General features: G+C 71.4%; 18 protein-coding genes and 1 pseudogene. 5 read left to right on the top strand and 14 right to left on the bottom strand.

What is annotated here, in order from left to right; translation table 11 throughout:
• Positions 1-109 precede the first annotated feature (109 nt).
• Entirely contained in the window at positions 110-241 is a 132-nt protein-coding gene (locus ACQP1V_RS12065; protein WP_433422048.1) for a hypothetical protein, read from the bottom strand.
• A gap of 184 nt (positions 242-425) precedes the next feature.
• On the opposite strand from ACQP1V_RS12065, the gene ACQP1V_RS12070 reads away from it, so the two are divergent.
• Positions 426-851: a hypothetical protein gene (locus ACQP1V_RS12070; RefSeq protein ID WP_433422050.1), complete on the top strand. Its 426-nt coding sequence runs from the start codon at positions 426-428 to the stop codon at positions 849-851.
• A gap of 178 nt (positions 852-1,029) precedes the next feature.
• Here ACQP1V_RS12070 and ACQP1V_RS12075 read toward each other — a convergent pair whose 3' ends face one another.
• Both ACQP1V_RS12075 and ACQP1V_RS12080 read right to left on the bottom strand, forming a co-directional pair.
• Entirely contained in the window at positions 1,030-1,194 is a 165-nt protein-coding gene (locus ACQP1V_RS12075) for a hypothetical protein (protein ID WP_433422052.1), read from the bottom strand.
• 276 nt (positions 1,195-1,470) lie between these two features.
• The gene (locus tag ACQP1V_RS12080; protein WP_433422054.1) at positions 1,471-2,718 is read right to left on the bottom strand and encodes an MFS transporter; all 1,248 of its coding nucleotides are present in this window, start codon (positions 2,716-2,718) and stop codon (positions 1,471-1,473) included.
• Positions 2,719-2,733: 15 nt separating this feature from the next.
• Between ACQP1V_RS12080 and ACQP1V_RS12085 the strand changes: the two are divergent.
• Positions 2,734-3,048, top strand: a pseudogene (locus tag ACQP1V_RS12085) (VOC family protein); the annotation flags it as partial.
• Between the two features lie 15 nt (positions 3,049-3,063).
• On the opposite strand, the gene ACQP1V_RS12090 reads toward ACQP1V_RS12085, so the two are convergent.
• The 9 genes from ACQP1V_RS12090 to ACQP1V_RS12130 all read right to left on the bottom strand — a co-directional run bounded on the left by ACQP1V_RS12090 (position 3,064) and on the right by ACQP1V_RS12130 (position 12,541).
• Positions 3,064-3,783 carry a glucose 1-dehydrogenase gene (locus tag ACQP1V_RS12090; RefSeq protein WP_433422057.1) on the bottom strand — a complete coding sequence of 240 codons (720 nt, stop codon included), beginning with the start codon at positions 3,781-3,783 and terminating at the stop codon, positions 3,064-3,066.
• A gap of 114 nt (positions 3,784-3,897) precedes the next feature.
• On the bottom strand, positions 3,898-4,611 hold the full coding sequence (locus ACQP1V_RS12095; protein WP_433422059.1) for an alpha/beta fold hydrolase: 714 nt from the start codon (positions 4,609-4,611) through the stop codon (positions 3,898-3,900).
• 158 nt (positions 4,612-4,769) lie between these two features.
• Entirely contained in the window at positions 4,770-5,942 is a 1,173-nt protein-coding gene (locus tag ACQP1V_RS12100) for a hypothetical protein (RefSeq protein ID WP_433422061.1), read from the bottom strand.
• A gap of 136 nt (positions 5,943-6,078) precedes the next feature.
• Complete coding sequence (locus ACQP1V_RS12105) at positions 6,079-6,702, bottom strand: type II toxin-antitoxin system PemK/MazF family toxin (RefSeq protein WP_433422064.1); 624 nt, start codon at positions 6,700-6,702, stop codon at positions 6,079-6,081.
• Positions 6,703-6,762: 60 nt separating this feature from the next.
• Positions 6,763-7,767 (bottom strand): NAD-dependent epimerase/dehydratase family protein, encoded by a 1,005-nt coding sequence (locus ACQP1V_RS12110; RefSeq protein ID WP_433422067.1) that lies wholly within the window; start codon positions 7,765-7,767, stop codon positions 6,763-6,765.
• Between the two features lie 99 nt (positions 7,768-7,866).
• Positions 7,867-10,137 carry a SulP family inorganic anion transporter gene (locus ACQP1V_RS12115; protein ID WP_433422070.1) on the bottom strand — a complete coding sequence of 757 codons (2,271 nt, stop codon included), beginning with the start codon at positions 10,135-10,137 and terminating at the stop codon, positions 7,867-7,869.
• 52 nt (positions 10,138-10,189) lie between these two features.
• Positions 10,190-11,812 carry a hypothetical protein gene (locus ACQP1V_RS12120; RefSeq protein WP_433422072.1) on the bottom strand — a complete coding sequence of 541 codons (1,623 nt, stop codon included), beginning with the start codon at positions 11,810-11,812 and terminating at the stop codon, positions 10,190-10,192.
• On the bottom strand, positions 11,809-11,994 hold the full coding sequence (locus ACQP1V_RS12125) for a hypothetical protein (protein WP_387418131.1): 186 nt from the start codon (positions 11,992-11,994) through the stop codon (positions 11,809-11,811). The genes ACQP1V_RS12120 and ACQP1V_RS12125 overlap by 4 nt, the downstream gene beginning before the upstream one ends.
• A 1-nt stretch (position 11,995) precedes the next feature.
• Positions 11,996-12,541: a YbhB/YbcL family Raf kinase inhibitor-like protein gene (locus ACQP1V_RS12130; RefSeq protein ID WP_387418130.1), complete on the bottom strand. Its 546-nt coding sequence runs from the start codon at positions 12,539-12,541 to the stop codon at positions 11,996-11,998.
• A 242-nt stretch (positions 12,542-12,783) separates the two neighbouring features.
• On the opposite strand from ACQP1V_RS12130, the gene ACQP1V_RS12135 reads away from it, so the two are divergent.
• Positions 12,784-16,128, top strand: coding sequence for an AfsR/SARP family transcriptional regulator (locus tag ACQP1V_RS12135; protein ID WP_433422077.1), 3,345 nt, complete (start codon positions 12,784-12,786; stop codon positions 16,126-16,128).
• A gap of 17 nt (positions 16,129-16,145) precedes the next feature.
• Here the strand turns inward: ACQP1V_RS12135 and ACQP1V_RS12140 are convergent, their stop codons facing one another.
• Both ACQP1V_RS12140 and ACQP1V_RS12145 read right to left on the bottom strand, forming a co-directional pair.
• A complete protein-coding gene (locus tag ACQP1V_RS12140) occupies positions 16,146-16,958 on the bottom strand; it encodes an ABC transporter permease (RefSeq protein ID WP_433422080.1) in 813 nt (270 codons plus the stop codon).
• Positions 16,955-17,992, bottom strand: coding sequence for an ATP-binding cassette domain-containing protein (locus tag ACQP1V_RS12145; protein WP_433422083.1), 1,038 nt, complete (start codon positions 17,990-17,992; stop codon positions 16,955-16,957). Before ACQP1V_RS12145 ends, ACQP1V_RS12140 begins: the two co-directional genes overlap by 4 nt.
• A 279-nt stretch (positions 17,993-18,271) precedes the next feature.
• Here ACQP1V_RS12145 and ACQP1V_RS12150 point away from each other — a divergent pair, with 279 nt between their 5' ends.
• Both ACQP1V_RS12150 and ACQP1V_RS12155 read left to right on the top strand, forming a co-directional pair.
• Entirely contained in the window at positions 18,272-18,994 is a 723-nt protein-coding gene (locus ACQP1V_RS12150; RefSeq protein WP_433422086.1) for an AfsR/SARP family transcriptional regulator, read from the top strand.
• Positions 18,995-19,176: 182 nt separating this feature from the next.
• On the top strand, positions 19,177-19,701 hold the full coding sequence (locus ACQP1V_RS12155) for a hypothetical protein (protein WP_433422088.1): 525 nt from the start codon (positions 19,177-19,179) through the stop codon (positions 19,699-19,701).
• Positions 19,702-19,876 lie beyond the last annotated feature (175 nt).

Consider the following 19,876-nt stretch of genomic DNA (forward strand, 5'->3'; position numbering starts at 1 on the left):
CCGTATGACGGGAGACGGTCACGCACGGTTCTGTGGGAGCCCGGGGGTGAGGTCCCCCCGGGCGGCCCCCGACTACCAGTCGGGACGGCTGCTGGCTCGATCACTCCGATCAGCGGGTGACGGGAACGCCCACCTTGGCTGCGAACTCGGTGGTGAAGGCGACCATGACATCATCGGTGCCCAGGTGGCAGATCTCGCCTGGCGGCCAGTCCGCGGGTCGGCCGGCGGCGATCCACCGCATGCGGGTCCGTCGTGCGTCCCTTGAGCTATGCGCTCTCGAGCGCCGCCCGCACCCGGTCCACCGAAGGGCACGATCAGGTGTATGTACGTCGGCGCAGCTCATTTAATGAATGACCCCATCTACCATCGGATCGTGGAGGGCGCAGACGTGATTTTGGAGGCCTGTGCCGGTGAGGATACTTTCTGTGCTGGCGGGGGTCGTGTTTCTGCTGGCCGGAATAAACGGCTGCATGAGCGAAGGCGTCGACAACGAAGCCAAGCTTTGTCTTGACCGCGCCAATCGAGAGAATGCGCTGTTCCGCCACGCCATCAGCACCGTGCTCCCCGCGGATCAGGTCCTCTCCATCGACGAGCTCAACGGTTGCGATTCAGCGAACAACGGAGCCTGGTTGCAAGTCCGGCTGACTCCCAAGCTGGGCGAACAGGACGTTTGGAAAAGGTTTCAACAGGCGGGATGGTCGGCCGACGGCGCAGTCGACTCTGATCTACGTAAGCAGGTAGGCCGACGGATCATAGGAGTGCTGATCGCCGCGGGGCGAGAGCCGGGGATGACAGTCGAGGTCACAGCGGACGATGCCTGTTGGGGTGACGATGGCTACAGCTGCGATTGAGAGATAGCTGTACAGCAGCGGAGTGGCAACACCGCCTTCTCGTGACCACCCGCACCGGTCCCCACCTGCCTCTTGAGCAGGACGCCGGGACGTCTATGTCGTGACCGGCTTCCGGTTGCAAGCAGAAAGTCAGGGGTTGGGACATCATCCCCGGTGAAACGAGCGGACCGTCTACAAGCTAGCCCGGCAGGAACATCGGCCCATCGCCCCACAGCGCATCCCACAGCAGTGCCAGCGCCAAGAAAACGCCTGCTCCGATTGCGGCACCCAGCAGGAGAGTCATCACGACCAGCTTCACCAGCGCGCGCGGAGAGCGCCGGGCTGGTCGCCGGGGAAGCGTCATAGCAATGATCCTTCGTCGCCGGTCCCGACTGGTCAAGGTTGTTCTAGGAGAGGCCCGGAGGCACATTAGGGGTACGTGGCCGCGGACAGGATTGACAAACGACGGCATCGCCAGCGCCGCAGCGATCATGGGTTTCGGCCGTACCTCTGCCGAGGTCTTCATCGTCCGGGAACAGGTGAATGTATGTGTCCATCGTCTCGGCGACCCTGTGGGTCTCCGGCAGTTCGAGTGACGGGTGGCCTGGAAGTCGCGCGGTCTTGTCGGAGCTCAGCCGGGTCAGGCGGCCACTACCTCTGGTTGCTCGTCTGCGTGGGCTATTCGGGTCAGTTCACGCCACAGCAGGACTACGAAGGCCGCTGATCCCACGAAAGCGAACCAGAAGGGCGCCGTTACGCCATGATGCTCGGCGAGCGTGCCGCCGATGGCTGAGCCCGCGACGAGGCCACCGTAGGTCGCAATCATGTTGACGCTGCCCACCCGACCCTGAAGCTCGGAGGGGACGGCTCGTTGCCTGACCGTGATGGATGTGGTGCCCCAGATGAACGCGTGGGCGCCGAAGACGAAGAAGATCGCGGAAGCCAGCCACGGGGACGTCGTCATCGCCAGGGCGAGGTGGGTGAGCGTTTCGATCACGAGCCCGATGCGCATGATGTTGCCCAGGCTCACCCGCTGGGTGATCCACCCGTACAGGGCGGTCCCGAGGAGGCCGCCGACGGCCGAGACGGTGGTGAGCAGGCCGAACCCGACGGGGCCCATGCCAAGCCGCTTGCTTGCGTAGAGGACGAGGACCGCCCAGGCCGCTCCGAAGGTGATGTTGAAGATCAGGATGGTCAGGACGAGGGTTCGCACGGCCGCGTGGCGCAGTGTCCAGCGGAAGCCTTCTGCTATGTCCTGCCACAGGTTGCCTGTGCTGCCGGTGGCGCGACCGTGTGCGGGCAGCGCGATGCGTGACACAAAGATCACGCCAAGGGCGACAAGAACGACCTCGGCCAGGAATGGCCAAGTCGTGCCTGCCGCGAAAAGGGCTGCCCCGATTGACGGGCCGACCAACTGGTTGAGAGTGATGAAGCCGGCCTGCAATCGGGAATTGGCGAGCGCGAGGTCGTCGCGGGCGACAAGCATCGGCAGGACCGTCGCCGCGGTGTTGTCGGCGAAGACCTCGGCGGTGGCGAGCAGGCTTAGGGCCAGCAGCGCCCCGGTAATGGAGAGAGTGTCAGTGAGCAGCGTGATGACCAGGACGCCCACTATCACGGTGCGGGCCAGGTTCGCGACGACAATGATCATGCGGCGATCGAGACGGTCGGAGAGGGCACCGGCATAGAGGCCGAAGACGAGCGGTGGCGTCCAGCGAAGCAGAGCGGCGAGCGAGATCAGGAAGGGGTTGTCGGTCAGTGAGGCCACCAGCAAAGGACCGGCAGCGATCGCGATGCCGTCGCCGAGGTTGGTTGCCCACGACGACGCCAGCAGCCGCCGGTAACCGGCGCCGAGTCGCGTAGGGGCGATGGTCTCAACGAGTCGGCTCACAAGGAGGGCAGGCTACAGGTGTCGATCATGCGTGTCACGCGGATATCGACCGGGCCGCCCGGTCTGCCGCTGAAGCCGAAGATCGGGAAGTACCGGCTGCGTTTCGACCTCGCTCCACCAGCCGACGTTGATCAGCAAGCGGAGGTCGACCGTCTCATCTCCCTCGGGGCAACGCGCATCGGCATCGGTCAGGGCGACGTCAGCTGGGTGGTCATGGCCGATCCCGATGGCCATGAGTTCCGTGCTCTGCCCCCGCGACAGCGCGAAATCCCGGGTAGACCGTCTCCCCGGGATCCTGCAACACCTTCACGGCCTCTGCCGAACGAGTGAGGTAGTCGCTGAGCCTCAGAGAAGGCCGCCGTCAGCGAGGATGGCCTGTCCGGTGATCCACCGGGCGGCGTCGGAGGCGAGGAAGGCCACCACGTCGGCGATGTCGTCCGGCTCGCCGAGACGGCCCAGCGCGGTCCGGGCCGCGAACTCCTCTTCGCTCCCGGCCAGCATGTCGGTGCGGGTAGCACCGGGCAGCACGCTGTTGACGGTGATCTGCCGCGGGGCCAGTTCACGCGCCGCGGAGCGGACCAGTTGTTCCCCGGCCGCCTTGCTCGCCGCGTAGATCCCTCCTCCGGGGCCGGGCCGCACGGTCGCGCCGCTGGAGATGACGATGATCCGCCCGCCGTCGGTCAACCTGTTCGCCGCTTCGCGCAACGCCAGGAAGGTCGCGCGGGTGTTGGTGGCGAACACGGTGTCGAAGTCCTCGTCGGTGGCCTGCCCGATCGGCGCGGCGCGCCAGATGCCGGCGTTGCTGACCAGGACATCCAGCAGGCCGAAGTGCTCCTCGGCGGCGTCGAACAGGCTCCGCAGCTGGTCCGTATCGGCGACGTCGGCCTGCACCGCGACGGCCTGCCCGCCGCCCGTGGTGATCCGGGCGACGACCTTGCCGGCGGCCTCCCGGTTGGTGCGGTAGTTGATCAGCACGCGATCGCCGTCGGCGGCCAGCCGTATGGCGATCGCCGCTCCGATGCCACGGGAGCTCCCCGTGACCAGCGCTGCCCTCTGTCGTGCCATCGCCCCTCCTTCGCTGGGAAGGGTCCTTCATTGGGAAGGGTAACGTCCGCCGTGAAGACCGTGGGTGCCGGGTGCCGTGCGGCCCGCTGTACGCACCGGGGTTGGCGCGCCGGGTCAGCGGGACGGCGACGGGAGCGGTTTCGCCTGCTCGAAGAATGTCAGGACCGCCTCCGAGAACGCGTGCGGTTCGGCGGCGTGGACGAGGTGCCCGGCCGGGATGGTCGTCGTTCGGCTGTCCGGGATGCGCCGGGCCAGCTCGGCGACCCGTTCCTGCGGTATGTGGCTCGCGGGGCCGCCCGCGATGACGAGGGTCGGCGCGGTGATCCGGCCGAGCCGGTCCATCCAGGCGGGGTCGGGGTCGTCGATCTGTCTACTGACGGCCAGCACCATCTCCCAGTCGTACGACAGGTCGCCGTCCGGCCGAGTGGGGACGACGCGCTCGCGGGGGAGCGGTGCCGGGACGTCCTCCAGGACCAGTCGGCTCACCCGTTCCGGGTGATCCCCGGCCAGCAGGTAGGCGACGAGACCTCCCAGGGAGTGCCCGATCAGATCTACCCGGTCGAGCGCGAGCGCGTCCAGGAAGCCGTGCACGTCGGCGCGCATCAACTCCAGCGAGTAGTCGCCGGGCCGGCCGCTTTCTCCGTGGCCGCGCAAGTCGAGCGCGTACACCCGCCACCCGCCGGCGAAGGCGGGGATGACGACGTCCCAATCGGTGGCGCACTCACCCAGCGCGTGCACGAGCACGAGCGGCGGGGCGTCGCGCGGACCACACGCCCGGTAGGCCAGCCGGATCCCGCCAATGGTGGCGAAGTGATCGGTAATGTCCATACACGGACGATAGCCGCCTCGTTATTCAAGAAGGGGAGACGTTCACCACCGGCCGAAGCGGACCGGTCTCGTCTGACCGGTGGCGTTTCCGGCCCGCTCCCGTTTCCGCCTTGCGCATGTTGCGAACGATCGGATTCCCGGAGCCGGGATCCGTTCGGTCAAGGGCTGCTCTGAGACAGCGTACGGACGGTGCGGGCGAGGTGATGGGACAGCTCGGCGTCGATCCGGTCCGACTCGGCCTCGTCGATCCCGGTGGAGCCCTCCTGCGCGTCGCCTTCTTCCAGGAGAGCGGCTCGCAGCGCGAGGGGCGGCGCCAGATCCCGCCAGGTTCGCCGTGCCGAGGAGGCCTCCCGCCGGGCGATCACCGCCTCGCGATCGACGTCCCCGGACAGCGGTACGGCACAGCGGATCTCGTCGATCGACGCCCCGCGCCGGGCCGCCGACAGGATGGGGGTGAGGCGGCCGTCGGCCATCGTGAGGGCGTCCAGGTAGCGGAGGACGGCCGACACGGCGCGTGCGGCCACCTGGTCGGCGTAGTAACGAGCAACCTGCGACTGCCCCGCCAGGAGCCGCGTCAGCGCGAACTCGGCGAGGAACAGCGGCCAGCCCAGCACCGCTCCGGTGATCTTGCCGATGAGCTGGGAGCCTATCCGCTCCCCGGGGAACCAGACGTTGTCTATCACGGCGTCGCCGGTCGGTCGGTACCGTTCGACGCGCGTGCTCAGCAGGGCATGCCGCCACTCGCCGGCGGTGAGGAGCGCGGACCGCACCAGCAGGCCGCGCGCGGGATCGCCGCCGACGTCCTCGGAGAACGCGACGGCCAGCATGCCCGCCCGCTCACGCGGTGTCAGGGTGAGCAGCAGCGGCAGACCGATGACCAGCGCGGGCCGTCGCCGTACGCCGACCCGCAGATGGGCGCAGGCGAAGAGCCGGTCGTGAAGGTAAACGGTGGCAGGGGGCGCCACTCCGGCCGCGTGTGCGACCCGGTCGGCGACCTCGAACAGAGTCGGCGCCTCGGCCCTGGAGACTTCTTCGGCGCCTCCCGGGGGCCGGACCGCCCGGGGCCGCGACCAGAGCGCGACGGCGGCGAGCCCGGCGCCGAACAGCCAGCCCAGGACCGTGTCGTGCCAGATGGCCACGACGACGATGGCGGCGGCCATGATGGCCGCGGTGATCGCGTGTACGGCGGCCGACATCAGGTACGTGAGGGCCCGCGTGATCCCCGGGTCCGGACGTCCCAGCCGACGGCCTCTCAGCCGGATGAATGTCCTGTGGTCGTCTCGCCGGACGAATCCGGCATTGGTTTCTGATGTGGCAGTGGGGGATGCCATACCGCAAACCTATGTGGCGGGAGCGCTTGCCGAGCGGCGGCGCGGGGCGGGCCACGTCGGGCCGGGGCGGTCCGACGGCCGACGGTACGCCCGGAGGACGGACGCCGATCTTGAGACGGGGTTCGGCGGCCGGCGGCTATCGGGTGATCCCGTGCAGCGAGCACACGTGACGCCAGATCGCGTGGTCCAGCTCCCCGGCGCGGTCCTGGAAGGCGGACGTGGTGACCCGGATCGGGTCGCTGAGGTCGAGGAAGCTGTTGTGGTCGGCGTCGGGGTCCCAGGTGCGGGTCGGGATCTCGATGTGGTCGCTGCGATGCCGCTGGTCCTGGCTGGTGATCTTCAGTACGTCCGCGCCACCCTGATGCGTCGTCAGGACGACGCACGGCCGCACCTTGGAGCCGGGCCCGTCCTCGAACGGCACGTCCGCCCACCAGATTTCGCCGGGACGCTGCGGCGCGCCCGCGTCCGCTCCGTGCGGCCGCCCGCGCGTGGGCTCGCCTCGCCGGGTGGACGGCGTGCCGGTCCGGGACCCGGGCGCGGGAACGGCACCCCCGCGGCCCGTGGGCCGTTCCCCGCCGGGCGCGCCGCCCGGCCGGCCGCCACGCGGTCCGGACGGGGACCTGCGGGGGCCGGTGGGGCGGCTCTGCTGACTCCGGCTCTGCTGCTTCCGCCCCTTCCGCCGTGTGGCAGTCGCGAAGCCCCCGCCCAGGAGGACGACGAGCACGATGAAAAGGGTGGCGAGTTGTGGCAGATCCGACATGGCCGCCAGCCTAGAGGTGCCTGGAGCCATGGGGGAATCCACTTCGTGATCGGGGTCCGATCAGGAGCGGGCGTCCCAGACCGCGAGGATGCGGGCCTCCTTCTCCGGGTCGATGCCGTGCTTCCCGAACCTGCGCTGCTCCTCCGGAATGTCCTTCAGCCACTCCCAGGTGTCCCGCACCGTCTCGCTGACGGGACGGCAGGTGAGCCCGGCGGCGAGGGCCTTGGCCGAGGACGGCAGCCAGACCCCCACCGTGTCCGGGCCCTCCCACGCCCACAACGGCAGCTCGGTCCACATCTGGACGTCGTGCTCCCGCAGGACGGCGTCGTCGACCCAGACGAGCTCGGCATCGGAGCCGGTGACCTTGATGCAGTCACGCAGCCAGTCGCCGTACGTCGTGTTGCCGGGCACACCGGAGGTGAGGAAGCGGCCGGTCGTGCCCTTGGCCGCCTGGTCCACCGCGAAGGCGGCGATGTCGCGGGCGTCGATGAGCTGCATGGCCCGGTCCGGGTCGCCCGGCGCGAGCACCCGCCCTCCCTTGGCGATCCGGGTGAGCCACCACGGCAGCCGCCCGACGTTCTCGTACGGCCCGAGGATGAGGCCCGGATCGATGATCAGCGTCTCGCCGTCGAAGTGCTCCTCGACCGCGCGTTCGCAGCCGGCCTTGAGCACGCCGTAGTCGCCGAAGTCACTGTCCGCGTCCGCCGGGCACTCGTAGCGCGGCGCGTCCTCGTCCAGCCCGGGCACGGTCGGGAAGCCGGGGAACGCGGAGATGCTGGAGATGAACGTGTAGTGGCCGGCATAGCCCGACAGCCTGCGCACCGAGTCGAGGACGACGCGCGGGGTATAGCCGCAGACGTCGATGACGGCGTCCCACTGGCGTCCCTCGACGAGGCGGTCCAGGTCGGCGGGCACCTCGCGGTCCCCGTGCACGGCCTCGACCTCGGGTGCGTCCGGCGCGCTCCTGCCGCGGTTGAACGTCGTGACCTCGTGTCCCTGGCGGAGCGCCTCCGCCACGATCGCCCGGCCGAGGAACACCGAACCACCGATGACCAAGATTTTCATGCCGCCATCTTTCGCCGCGCCCACCACGGCTGTCTCCCCGGTTTCACGGTGGGCGGACAAGTGCGCTCGGGGTGAACGGCGCCGCGGGCGACGGCGGGATCAGCCCGTACGGAGCGTCGGCACGGGCGTGAAGCCCTCCTCGCGCAGCACGTGGACGCTGGCCGCGCCGATGTCGAAGTACAGGCCGGACAGCTCCAGCGTCCCCGACCGGACCAGGGCGTCCAGGCGCGGGTGGGAACGTACGTTCTCCAGTTGCTGGATCACGTTCAGGCGGCAGAGCCGGTCCAGCGGGCCCGCGTCGTCCTCCGTGCTCTCCGTCGCCACGAACCGGGCCAGCGTGTGCCGTCCGTGGCGCAGCCATCCACGCAGGGCGGGGAAGCCGGTGTCGAACTCGGCCGGTGCCGGCGGGATCTCACCGAGCAGAGCCGCCATCGCGCCGCAGCCGGAGTGCCCGCAGACGGTGATCTTCCGTACCCCGAGGACCCCCGCGGCGTACTCGATCGAGGCCATGACGGAGTCGTCGTGCGGCGCGACCCGGTGGCGGGGGACGAGGTTCCCGATGTTGCGCAACGTGAACAGGTCGCCGGGGCCGCTCGCGGTGATGATGTTCGGCACGATCCGCGAGTCGGCGCACGTGATGAACAGGTGGGAGGGCGCCTGCCCGCGCGCCAGCCGGGTCAGCAAAGGCCGCACCAGCGGGGCGGTGCGCCGCTGGAACTCCTGGGCCCCCTTCAGCAGATCCGGTACGGCTTCGCCCCCGTTCGCCGGGGAGACGACGGCCGGGGCGGGCTCGGGCATCGGGAGGACCTCACCGGGACGCGGCCCGGGACTCCGGTACGCCCACGGCAGCCACCACCGGTCGTGCCGGAACGGGCTCTTGGCGGGGAACATCCGGGTGCCGCGCACGGCGGCGGAGTACCACTCGTCGTGCAGCTCGTCGATGTCGATCGTGCCGCCGGCGCGCTCGTGTTCCAGCCGCCAGTGGTGCAGCGCCTCGAAGGCGGCGTTGTCCATGAAGTCGACGTGCAGGTCGAGTTCGACGGCCGCCCCCGCCGGGATGGCCCGCAGCGCTTCGGTCAGCCTCGGCACGCCGAGGAAGGTGAGCGAGCCGGTCACCACGAGGCGCCATCGGTCGCCGTCGGGCCGCACCTGGACCGAGAGCCAGGTGAGCCGGCGGAGCGAGAGCAGCGCGGCCAGGCCGAGCCCCACCAGGACACCCTCGGCGAGCCCGACCAGCACCACGCCGCCCATGGTGACGAAGTAGACCGGCATCTCGCCGTGGCCGCGCAGGTTGCGCACGTGGCCGACGTTCACCATCTGGATGCCGATGAAGACCAGCAGCGCGGCGAGCGCCTCCATCGGGATCAGCGTGATCGCCCATCCGAAGGCCAGGGTGAAGATCAGCACCCACATGCCGTGCAGCACCGTCGACCACCGGCTGCGCGCGCCCGCCCGCGCGTTGGCGGTCGTCCGTACGACCACGCCGGAGACGGGCAGGCCGCCGAGCGCGCCCGAGATGAGGTTCGCCGCGCCCTGCGCGGTCAGTTCCCGGTCGAGGTCGGCGCGCGGCCCGCTGTGCATGCGGTCGGAGGCGACACAGGTGAGCAGCGACTCGACCGCGGCGAGCAGCGCGACCAGCAGCACCGACGACATGATGGCGTGCCAGTCCCCCGACGGGAAAACGGGACCCTCCAGGGAGGAGAACCCGCCGGTCAGGTCCACCCGGGTGACGTCCCAGCCGAGCGCGGCCGCCGGGGCCGCTCCGATCAGCAGGGCTGCGAGCGGGGCGGGTACCGCGCGCAGGCGCGGCAGTCGGTTCCACACCAGCAGGACGGCGATCGTGATGACGCCGACCAGGACGGCGTGGCCGTGGTTGTTCACGATCTGCGAGGGCAGCTCCAGGAGGTTCTCGATCGCCGACTTCTGCGGCTGCCCGCCGAGGACGATGTGGAGCTGCGAGAGCGCGATCGTGACGCCCACCCCGGCGAGCATCCCGTGGACGACCGCGGGGGACACCGCCAGCGCCGCCCGGGCCACCTTGACGAGGCCGAGCAGGAGCTGCAGCAACCCCGCCAGCAACGTGATCATGCACGTGGCGCGCCACCCGTACGTCTGCACGAGGTCGGCGACGACCAGCGAGAGCCCGGCGGCCGGGCCGCTGACCTGGATCACGGATCCGCCCATCGCGCCCGCGACGATGCCCCCGACGACCGCGGCCACCAGACCGGCGGCGATCGGGGCGCCTGACGCGACGGATATCCCGAGGGAGAGGGGCACCGCGACGAGGAAGACCACCAGGGAGGCGGGTACGTCGTGCCGGAGCACGGACCGCCAGCCACTCTTCGTGTTCGTATAGCCGCTCTCCGTCATGACGTGACCCTAAAACAGGGATCACGCGCAGGTCAGGCAAGCGGGAGGAAAGTCAGCGGTAATAGTCGGGATAGTCGGTCTCGGGGCTGCGGTGGCTACCGCGGCGCCCGGTCGGCTCGGGGGTCGTGCCGTACAGCTCGTCGTAGCCGGGCCAGCTCCCGGACGCGGGCTTCTGCTCCGGCCACGCGGACGGCTCCGGCGTGGCCGCGTGCCCCGGCTGCTGGCCCTGGCCGTAGTAGTCGCCCTGCTCGTACGGCGTGGCCGGGGTCGCGGGGGGCGAGCCGGCGGAGGCGGTGGGGGCGGTGGGGCCGCTCACGGTGTCGGAGTCGTCGATCGTCGCCCAGCCCGCGCTCACCTCGTACGAGCTCGGGGACGGGGTGGAGGGGTAGGACGCGCGGTCGGCGGAGTAGGAGTCGTAACCGCCGTACTGGGTGGGCTGGTAGCCGTGCGGAGGCTCCGGGTCGTCCAGCACGTCGCGCACCCCCGGCCAGGCGGGCGTGGCGGGCGGAGCCGCCGGCTGTCCCCAGGAGGGCTCCTCGGCGGGCGGGGACGCGGGCACCGCGTAGGAGGGGCCGGTGTCGGAGGTGAAGCGCCCCGTCGAGCTGTACGGGTCCGCCGGAGGCACGTCGTAGGACGCCGGCCGCTCGAACATCCCGGTCTGGGGGGCGGCGGTGTCGAAGGGGCCGGTCGCGGGGCTGGTGGGGGCGGGGCCGGTGTCGCGGATCGCCTCGAACATCCCGGTCTCGGGGATCACGTTGTCGAACGGGCCGGTCGCGGGGCTGGTGGGGGCGGGGCCGGTGTCGCGGATCGCCTCGAACATCCCGGTTTCCGGGATCACGTTGTCGAACGGGCCGGTGGCGGGCGGCGTGTTGCGTACGGCCTCAAAGGAGCCGCTGCCGCGTACGGCCTCGAAGGAGCCGCTGCCGCGTGGGGTGTTCAGCGGGTCGGCCGGCGGGGCGGAGAAGGGACCGTTCGGCGCTCCGCCGGACGGCGAGCCGGTGGGCAGCGGGGCGCCGCGGTCGAGCAGCGGGTCGGGGCGCCCGGCCGGGGCCGGGGTGCCGAGCGCGCCCAGCGCGTCGGTGCCCGCGGTGGAGAAGGTCATCGTCTTCTGGTCGGCGAGCGCGGAGGCGGGGGTGGCGCGCAGAGGCTCGACCAGGTCGGCCAGTCCGGAGTGCCGCGGGGCCTGCGGGGACTGCGGGGGCACGGCCTGGGGGTCGGCCGAGGCGGCGACGGGGCGGGACGGGTCCGGCTGCGCGCCTCCGGCGCCGTCGAAGCCGCCCTCGTCGGAGCGGACCCGGGTCCAGTAGTCGTCGTCGTAGTCGTCCTGCTCGCCCCACTCGTCCACGCCGCGCCGGCCGCGGGCGGCCGCGGGCTGTTTGCCGCGCTGCGCCCCCGGGCGCGAGGCCTGCCGGCCGCCGGGGCGGGGCGCCGGGCGGGCGGCACGCTGCTGCTTGGCGCTCTGCGGCTCCTCGAACGCGTCGAAACCCTTGGGGAAGCTCTCGAAGAAGGTCTCCTCGGCGGGACGCCGCGGCTTGGGACCCTTGTTCTCGGCCATCGCCTTCAACCGCTCGGGCGGGAGCGCGCTCTCTCTGCGGTTCATCGACCGCATGCCCATGGCCACGACCACCAGCACCAAGAGCACGACGGCGACGAGGCCAGAAATGACCGCGATCATAGCACCACCCTCAAGGCCATGGCCTGCCAGCGGCGCCGGTGAGGTCGCGCGGCCATCGACGCGACCTGCTCCCTTTGTTCACCTGCGCTCAGCAATTGGATCCGATTCTGCTCGACCACGATGACCGTTGTCACACCCTTGGCGAAGATTGGCGAGGTGCTGCTACCTGCGGTGTTCGGCATGTCACTCGATGTTCGAGGCAGTGAGACGGCCGCGGGCGATGGTGTGGCCGGCGATGTGCTCCAGGGTCTCCGCGAGGGGGGCGCCCTGCTGGAGATCGAGCTTCGCGTCCAAGGCGTACACAGTGAAACGGTAGTTCCCGTTGGGGGTGCACGGAGGCACGTATCCGACTTTCCCGGTCGTCGTCTTGCCCTCTCTCGAGCCTCGGGGGACGCCGTTCTCAGCCAGCTCGGTGGTGTTGGGGTCGATGTTGAACACCACCCAGTGCACCTCCGCTTCGCTCCGAGGGCCGTTGTCGTCGACCACCAGGGCCACCGACTTGGCGCCCGACGTACCCGACCAGCGGAGAGGCGGGTTGCCCATCCCTCCGTTGCAGGAGTAGCCGTGCGGCAGGGGGGCGCCGTCGCGGAAACGCGGACTGGACACGCTGATCACGTCGAGGTTCCTGGGCGAACCACCGCCCAGAATCCCGCAGCCTGATGCGGTGAGCGCGACCGCCGCGATGGCGACGGCACGCCGCGCGCGTCCTGACATGTTCGGCGACCCCATGCCCGATGATGCTACGCGGATCTGGACGGTGCGCTGACCGGATCGCGCCGATCCGTTCCCTCGGCCGGCTCCACGGGTGCTTCCCGAGCCTGCGGCCCCGTCGTCCCGGCAGGCGCGGGAAGGGGGGCCTCGGCCGTGGTCACCGCCGGTACGGCGGCCGCGCCTGTCGTCCCAGTGCCGTACGGGGAGCGGGCCCGCGATCTGATCGCCCACCGGCTCCCGAAGAGACGGATAATCGAGGCATGGTGGGGACGGAACGGGACACAGGCCTAAGATTCTCCGCCCTCGGCCCTCTTGAGGTCCGGCAGGACGGCCGGCTGATCGAGATCGGCGGGCAGCGACTGCGGGCCCTGCTGACGGCGCTGCTGCTCGACGCCGGCCGGGCCGTTCCGGTCGACGCGCTCGTCGCGAGGGTGTGGGAGAACAGCCCCCCGAGCGGTGTCGGCAACGCGCTCCAGGCCCTGGTCTCCCGGCTCCGCGCCGCGATCGACCGCGAGCTGGTGGCCGCCCACCCGTCCGGATATCGGCTGGCCGTCTCACCCGAGCTGGTCGACGTCCACGTGTTCACCCGGCTGTGCGGGGAGGGCGGCCGGGCGCTGGCCGCCGGTGACGCCCCCAGCGCCGCACGCACCCTGCGGGACGCGCTCGCGCTCTGGCGCGGCCCCGCGCTTCCCGACCTGCCCGACGGAGCGCCGGAGGCCGCGCGGCTCGACGACCTGCGGATCGCCGCGACCGAGGACCGGATCGACGCCGACCTCGCCCTCGGACGGCACGGCGAGGTGCTGCCGGAGCTGCGCGCCTTCATCACCGCGCACCCGCTGCGCGAACGGCTGCGCGGCCAGTTCATGCGGGCCCTCTACGCCTCCGGACGTCAGGTCGAGGCGCTCGCCGCCTACGAGGACGCCCGGGCCGCCTTCGCCGACCTGCTCGGAGCCGATCCCTCGCCCCGGCTCGCCGAACTGCACCTCGCCGTGCTCCGCTGCGAGCCCCTCCCGCACAACGGATCCGCCCGGGCCGTCGCGGGGGAGGAGCCGCCGGTCGCTCTCCAGGCGCGCGTCACCGCCGTCCCAGAGCCGCCGGCCGCTGTCCCAGAGTCCCCGGCCGAGCCGGAGTCGCCGAACGCTCTGGAGCCGGCCGTCATCCCGGAGTCGCCCGTCATCCCGCCGGTCGCCGACGCGCGTCCCCGCTCCGCGCCGGCCGCGGCCAAGGGCAACCTGCGGGCCAGGCTGACGAGCTTCGTCGGACGCGAGACGGACGTCGAGCGTGTGGGCGGCCTCCTGGACGCGCACCGGCTGGTGACCCTCCTCGGTCCCGGAGGGGCGGGCAAGACACGCCTCGCCGTCGAGACCGCCGAGCAGCTCTCCTCCGAAGTGCCGGACGGCGCCTGGCTGGTCGAGCTGGCGTCGCTGCGCGACCCCGACGAGATCGCGCAGACGATGCTCACCTCGCTCGGCCTGAGGGACGCGAGCCTGATGACCAGGCGGCCGGGCGCCGGGCCGCACGGCGAGGCCGACCCCACCGAGCGGCTGGCCGTCCTCCTCGCGGGCCGCCGGGCACTGATCGTCCTGGACAACTGCGAGCACCTGATCGAGCCCGCCGCGATGCTGGTGGACCGGCTGCTGGCCGCCTGCCCGGACATCCGCGTCCTCGCCACCAGCGGGGAGCCGCTCGGCATCACCGGCGAGATGCTGTGGCCGGTGCGCCCGCTCGACCTCGACCCCGCGGTACGGCTGTTCACCGACCGCGCCACGGCCGCCAGACCGGGATACGCGGTGGACGGGGAGCGCCCGGCGGTCGAGCGCATCTGCCGGGAGCTGGACGGGATGCCCCTCGCGATCGAGCTGGCCGCGGCCCGGCTGCGCGCCCTCTCCGCCGGGCAGATCGCCGACCGCCTCGACGACCGGTTCCGCCTCCTCACCAGCGGGAGCCGTACGGCGCTGCCGAGGCACCAGACGCTGCGTGGCGTGGTCGAGTGGAGCTGGGAGCCGCTGGACGAGGACGAGCGGCGGCTCGCCGCGCGGCTGTCGGTCTTCGCGGGCGGGGCGACCCTGGAGAGCGCCGAGCGCGTCTGCGCGGGGCCGGGCGGGTCGGGCTGGACCGTCGACCTGCTCGGGCGCCTGGTGGACAAGTCCCTCGTCGTCTACGACGACGGCGGCTATCACATGCTGGAGACGATCAGAGCGTACGCCGCCGAGCGGCTCGCAGAGTCGGGCGAGGAGCGGCGGGTGCGGCTGGCGCACGCGGAGTTCTTCACCGAGCTGGCCGAGACGGCCGACTCGCGGCTGCGCGGGCCGGACCAGGTCGGGTGGCTGGCCCGGCTGACGGCCGAACAGGACAACTTGTCGGCCGCGCTGCGCTGGGCGGTCGACGAGGGCGAGGCCGACCTGGCGATCCGGCTGGTCGGCGCGCTTGGCTGGTACTGGTGGCTGGCCGGCCGCCGGGCGGAGGGCGAGGCGCGGACCGCCGAAGTGCTCCGGATCGTCCCCGAGGACGTCGAGCCGGCCAAGCAGGCGCTGCTGCTCGCGGTCTACGGCGTGACCGCGCTGGGCGGCTCCGCCGACTGGGAGCGCGCGCGGGAGGCTCTCGAAGGCGTCGGCTCGCTGGTCGAACTGCTCGCGCCCAGCCCCCTGCACCCGATCGTCGCGCTGGCGCGGCCGGTGCTGAGCCTCTTCCTCCGCCACACCGACACCGTGGACGCCCACCTCGCCGAGCTGTTGGCCGCGCCGGACCCGTGGCTGGTCGCCGTCGCGCACCTGTTCCGGGGGCATCTGCACTTCAACAGCGGCCGGGTCCCCCAGGGGGAGGCCGACGTGGCGGCCGCGCTTGCGGGCTTCCATCTGACGGGTGACCGCTGGGGCGTCGCCAACTCGTTGTCCGCGCTGGCCGAGGTCAAGGCCATCCGCGGGGACAACGCCGGAGCGATCCCGATCATGCGCGAGGCCATCGCGCTCGTCGACGAGATCGGCGCCTCCAACGACACCCCGTACATGCGGAGCCAGCTGGCGACGGCCCTCAACGCGACCGGAGATCGCGCGGGGGCGCACATGGTGCTCGACGAGGCGGAGCGCATCTGCGCCGCGGGGGACGACGTGGTCAGCCTGGCGGGCCTGGGGCTCGTCAGAGGGGAGTTCGCCCGGGAGGACGGCGATCTCGACCTCGCCCGGAGGCACTACGCCGAGGCGGTGTGGCAGATCGACGGACCGGTGGTCCAGCCGCCGCAGTTCCGCGCGCTGGTGCACGCGTCCCTCGGCCTGCTCGCGGAGCAGGAGGGCGACGCGGCCCGCTCGCGCCGGATGCACGCCGCGGCCATGGAGGCGGCCATCACCGCAGAAGACGGTCCGGTCATCGGACGTGTGCTGATCGGCAGGGCGGGGCTGGCGCTCCTCGACGGCGACCCGGAGCTGGCCGCCCGCCTGCTCGGGTCCGCCGCGGCGATGCGTGGCGTGGACGAGGTGGTCGCCTTCGACCACAGCCGCATCACCGCCGCCGCGCGGGCCGCGCTCGGGCCCGAGGAGTTCTCGCGGGCCTACGAGCGCGGCCGGGCGACGCCGCTGGACGACATGGTCGCCGCTGTCTCCGCCGGCTGAGAGCCCGCGCGGCCGGGTCACGTACGGTTGCGGAACGCGCGGATCGACAGCGGGGCGAACACCACCGTGAGCCCGGCCGCCCACAGCAGGGACACGATCGCGCTGGAGGCGATCGGGCCGCCGCTGAGGAGCCCGCGCACCGCGTCGGCCAGGTGGCTGACCGGGTTGATCTCCGCCCACCTCTGCAGCCAGCTCGGCATGGTGGCGGTCGGCACGAACGCGTTGCTGGTGAAGGTGATCGGCATAATCAGGGAGAAGGCCACGATCTGCACCTTCTCCTGGTTCTCCGCGGTCAGCCCGATGAGCACCGCCGGCCAGGACATGGCCAGCGCGAACGCGAGCAGCAGCGCCAGCGCGCCGAGGACGCCGAACACGCCGGTGTGGACGCGGAACCCGAGCACCATGCCGACGCCGAGGAACAGGGCGAACGCCCACGCCTGCTTCAGCGTGTCGGCGACGATGCGTCCGGTGAGCGGCGCCGACCGGGCGATCGGCAGGCTCCGCAGCCGGTCGAACACGCCCTTGGTGATGTCGGTGTTGAGCCCGATCGCCGTCGTCAGGCTGGCGAACAGCATGTTCTGCGCGATCAGGCCCGGCAGGGAGAACTGCAGGTAGTCGCCCGTGGAGCCGGCGATCGCCCCGCCGAACACGTATGTGAACAGCAGCAGGAACATGATCGGCTGGACGCTCAGGTCCAGGAGCTCCATCGGGTTGTGCTTGATCTGCACGAGGCTGCGCCACGCCAGGGTGGCCGTGTGGCGCATGGTCGCTGCGACCCCGGGCCGCGCCGAGACGGTGACCCCAGGAGCCGCCGGGCTGATGGCCGTCATAGCGCGACCTCCTTCTTCCTCGCGGTGCCGTTCCGCGTGTCGTCGTGGGCGCCGGCCCCGCTGCCGGGGCCGTCGCCGGGCCGGTCGCCGGCGTTTTCGGATTCTTCGGCGCGGTGGCCGGTCAGGGCGAGGAAGACCTCGTCGAGGCTGGACTTGCGCAGCGACAGCTCGGCCGCGACCACGCCCAGATCGTCCAGGCGGCGCACGATGGAGGGCACAAGCGCGGGATCCCGGACGCTGCCGGAGACCAGACCGCCCGCGACCTCGGGCGGGGCGCCAAGCACGTCGCCCACCACGCTCGCGACCACGTCCAGGTGGGACGGCCGCAGCGGCCGCACCTCGAGCACCTGGGCGCCGGTGGTGGCCTTGAGCTCGTCGGAGGTGCCGCTCGCGATGACCTTGCCGTGGTCGAACACCACGATGTCGTCGGCGAGCTGGTCGGCCTCCTCCAGGTATTGCGTGGTGAGCAGCACCGTCACCCCGTCGTCCCGCAGGCCGCGCACGACCGCCCACAGGTCCGCCCGGCTGCGCGGGTCGAGGCCGGTGGTCGGCTCGTCCAGGAACAGCAACTGGGGGCGCCCGACGAGGCTCGCGGCGAGGTCCAGCCTGCGCCGCATCCCCCCGGAGTAGGTCTTGGCGGCACGGCCGCCCGCATCGGTCAGGTCGAACCGGGCGAGCAGCTCGTTGGCGCGCCGACGGGCCTCGGCCCGCGGCATGTCGAGTAGCCGGCCGATCATCACGAGGTTCTCCACGCCGGTCAGCGTCTCGTCGACGGCGGCGTACTGCCCGGTCAGGCCGATCAGCGACCGCACCTGGTGGGCCTGTCTGACGACGTCGTAACCGCCGACCCGGGCGCGGCCCCCGTCGGGCCGCAGCAGGGTGGCGAGGACGCGCACAGCGGTGGTCTTTCCCGCGCCGTTGGGCCCGAGGACTCCGAGCAGCCGGCCGCGCGGCACCTCGAGATCCACCCCGTCCAGGGCACGCGTCTCGCCATAGCGCTTGGCCAGTCCCTCGGCCTGAATCGCGTATGTCATGATCTCTCTTCTCGTCGGTATCGGCTCCACTCTGAAGGACGCCACTGACATTTCGCTGATCCCTTCGGCCGGGCACTGACATATCGCTGACGCCGTGCTGAGAAGCGGACTGAGGCGGGTCGTGACCTCGGCTGATGACCGATTGGCAGCTCGTTATCCACTCATTCGGTGAAGAATCACAGCGATTTACCACATATCGGGTACTTAGAGGAGGAAGCGCGGCGGAGCCGCCGGTCGAGATCCTTTTTCCATCTGTTTCCCACGCGAGGCGGGAGGATCATGGAGAGCAACGACTGGGGTGCTTTGCGGATCACTCTTCTCGGCGGATTCCGGCTGCTCGCGGGAGGCGATCAGGTGGTCGTCTCCGGCGGCGCCGAGCGGCTCCTCTCGTTCATCGCCCTCTGCGGCCAGTCCGTGCCCCGCGCGCTCATGGCGGGCAGGCTGTGGCCGGACGCCTCGGAGCGGAGGGCGCACGCGAGCCTGCGGTCGGCCCTCGCCCGCCTCGACGGCGTCGGCCGCCGCCTCCTCGACATCGGCGCGACCGACGTACGGCTGAGCCCCGCCACCCGCGTGGACGTCGACGAGGCGCGGGCCCTGGCCCGGCGCATCCTCGACCGGACCACCCCGACCGCCGAGCGGGATCTGAGCGCCGACGCCGTCGAGACGCTCTCGGCCGACCTGCTGCCCGGCTGGTACGACGACTGGGTGATTTTCGAGGCGGAGGAGTGGCATCGGCTGCGCGTCCACGCCCTGGAGGCGCTCGTGGACGACTTCATCGCCGCCGGGAGGTTCGCCGACGCGGTCTCCGCCGCGTGCCTCGCCGTACGGGCCGAGCCGTTGCGGGAGAGCGCCCACGCCGCGCTGATCCGCGCGCACCTGGCCGAGGGGAACCAGGCCGAGGCGCTGCGTGACTACGAGCGCTGCGCCGGCCTTCTGCAGGCCGAGCTGCGGATCCCGCCCTCACCGCGGCTGCGCGAGCTGGTCGCCGGCCTGCGGCCGTGACGCCGCGAGCCGCCGGATCGGGCCGTGCGGCAGGTGGCGCCGGAGGGGGAACGGTCACGCTCGCGTCACGCCGGTGTCGCGGCGCCGTGGCGCGGCCCCGGTCACGATGCGAGGTGACCGTAGTCGCGCCCACCCTCCGGCCGGACGGTCGCCGGGTGGCTCCATGGAGAAAGGAGACGGCCATGCGACGCACCGGACGTGTGATGCTGCTTGGCTCGGCCCTCCTCACAACCCTCGCGCTCAGTCCGACCGGGGTCTCCCACGCCTCGGCCGCCCCCACCGAGGCGACCCTGAGCATGTCGCACCACTCGGCGTTCAGCCGGGACGACTACAAGAAGGGCTTCCACGACGGGTACAAGGACGGCCGCGCCGACTGCAAGTCCGGCAAGGAGATGAAGAAGGCCATGCACAGCATGGCCGAAGAGGACGACTACGAGCGCGGCTACTCCGACGGCTACGACAAGGGCTTCCACAGCTGCAAGCGGATGAAGAAGGAGAAGAAGGAGAAGATGCACCGCATGCACGAGGAGCGGATGCACCGCATGCACAAGGAGAAGTCGCAGCGGATGTACGAGCAGCGCATGCAGCGGATGCACGAGCAACGGATGTACGAGCAGCGGATGCAGCGGATGCACAAGGAGAAGTCGCAGCGGATGTACGAGCAGCGCATGCGTACGGAGAAGACGCCCCGGATGTACCAGTCGTAGCGGTGATCCGGCCGCCGTCCGGCCCGCCATCGGCCACGAACGGCGATGAACAGGGGGGCGTGGTCGCGCACCATGCCCCCGATCGCCGGGCGACGACGGGAGGTCAGTGGAGCGTGGAGGAGGGCGTTCACGCAGTGGAACGGTCGACCGGGGGGAGATCCGGTCAGCCGGAGTC

Source organism: Microtetraspora malaysiensis (assembly GCF_050947145.1).
Taxonomy (GTDB): domain Bacteria; phylum Actinomycetota; class Actinomycetes; order Streptosporangiales; family Streptosporangiaceae; genus Microtetraspora_A; species Microtetraspora_A malaysiensis.